The organism is Siccirubricoccus soli (assembly GCF_024178315.1).
GTDB lineage: Bacteria > Pseudomonadota > Alphaproteobacteria > Acetobacterales > Acetobacteraceae > Siccirubricoccus > Siccirubricoccus soli.
This window is the reverse complement of record NZ_JAMZIK010000284.1, coordinates 1-1,775: the sequence shown is the minus strand read 5'-3', so window position 1 is coordinate 1,775 and position 1,775 is coordinate 1. Positions and strand designations below refer to the sequence as shown.

Genomic DNA, 1,775 nt, shown 5'->3' with positions numbered 1-1,775 from the left:
CCCGGCTTGGCACGCAAGGACGGAGACCTGCCAACCGGCCTGGGCGCGGCCACCGGCCGCGCCGCCCGACCCTGGCCCCGGCTTGGCACGCAAGGACGGAGACCTGCCAACCGGCCTGGGCGCGGCCACCGGCCGCGCCGCCCGACCCTGGCCCCGGCTTGGCACGCAAGGACGGGGCCTGCCAGCCGGCCTGGGCGCGGCCGCCGGCCGCCTCATCCCCCTGCCCGGCTATCGCCGGGCCATGGCCGCCGGGCGTGCCTGGCGAAGCCCTGGGGAGACGGAACGGCGGACCGGCCGCGGAGAGGAGCGGCGTGGCCGCCGCCCCCGGAGCACGCCTCAGCGGGCGCGGTAGTTGCGGTGGCAGGCGCCGCAATACTGCGCGCCCGTCACCTGATAGGCGGCGGCGAAGGCGGCGGCGTCGCCCGCGGCGGCGGCAGTCCGCAGCGTTTCGAGCTGCCCGACCAGCCGCGCATCCAGCGTCTGGAAATCGGCGAAATTCTGCCAGATCTCCGGCCGCGCCTTGGTGTCCCCGGTGCCGGAGCCGGGCGGGAAGAGGTTCGGCAGGCCGCGGAAGAAGGTCAGCATGTCGTCCAGCCGCGGCACCAGGGTGCGGACATCGCCGCGGGCCTCGGCCACCGGCTTTATCGCGTCCATATGCGCGCCCATGCGCTTCAGCCCTTCGCGCCGCTCGGCGATGACATTGCCCTGCGCCAGCGCCGTGCCCGCCAGGCCCATCAGGGCCAGCCCCGCCACCCAATGCCTGATCCGCATCCATATCTCCCCGGGCACCCTGTGGCCCATGCGGCAGAGAGGACAGGTTTCGCCGGGCGATGGCAAGTTCCCGCGGAATGTTCGCGCCGCCGGCCGGAACGCCGGCGAGACAGCGGTGGGGCGGCGGCGCCGGACCGGCTATAGGGCGCCGATCCAGGAGCCATCCCCCGCCGGCCGCCCGCCCGGGCGGATGCCCTGCTCCGCAGACCATACATAAGGGCCAGCGCAGCTCAGGACCGGCCAGGCCGCCCCCGAAGGGGCCGGCCGGTGCCTCCCCGCGGCCGAAGGAGATCACCGTGCCCCCTGCCATCCGCTCCGCCGCCGTCTTCTGCGGCTCCCGCCTCGGCGCCAACCCGGTCTTCGCCCAGGCCGCGCGGGCGCTGGGCCAGGGCCTCGCCGCCCGCGGCATCACCCTGGTCTATGGCGGCGGCGGCATCGGGCTGATGGGCACGGTGGCGGAGGCCGCGGTGGAGGCAGGCGGGACGGTGCGCGGCATCATCCCGGAATTCCTGACGAAGCTGGAGCGTCCCTCGCCGCGCCTCGCGGAGATCGAGATCACCGATTCCATGCACAGCCGCAAGCGCCGGATGTTCGACCTGGCGGATGCCTTCGTCACCCTGCCCGGCGGGCTCGGCACGCTGGACGAGACGGTGGAGGTGCTGACCTGGCGGCAGCTCCGCCTGCATGCGAAGCCGGTCATCATCCTGGATATCGGCGGCTGGGCGCAGCCGGTGGTGGCGCTGATCGACGCGATGATCGCGCATGGCTTCGTGGCGCCGGACAACCGGGAATTCTTCCGGGTGGTGCCGGACGTGCCCGCGGCGCTGGCGCTGCTGGAGGCGGCGCCGGCCGGGCCGGCGGAGCCTTCGGGGCGGCTCTAGAGCAGATCGCGTTCAGCTGGAATCATCTGAACGCGTGCAGATGCTCGCACAACAACGGCCTGGAGCATGCTGCGTGGGCGCAAGCGAACGCAGCATGCCCCAGGATCGAGAGTGGCCTTGCCC

At 73.8% G+C, this 1,775-nt stretch carries 2 protein-coding genes; one reads left to right on the top strand and one right to left on the bottom strand.

The genetic code is table 11. The features are described 5' to 3' along the window. Nucleotides 1–336 precede the first annotated feature (336 nt). Nucleotides 337–771, bottom strand: coding sequence for a c-type cytochrome (locus tag NJ376_RS28340; protein ID WP_252956696.1), 435 nt, complete (start codon nucleotides 769–771; stop codon nucleotides 337–339). A gap of 296 nt (nucleotides 772–1,067) precedes the next feature. Here NJ376_RS28340 and NJ376_RS28335 point away from each other — a divergent pair, with 296 nt between their 5' ends. After that, entirely contained in the window at nucleotides 1,068–1,652 is a 585-nt protein-coding gene (locus NJ376_RS28335) for an LOG family protein (RefSeq protein WP_252956695.1), read from the top strand. Nucleotides 1,653–1,775 lie beyond the last annotated feature (123 nt).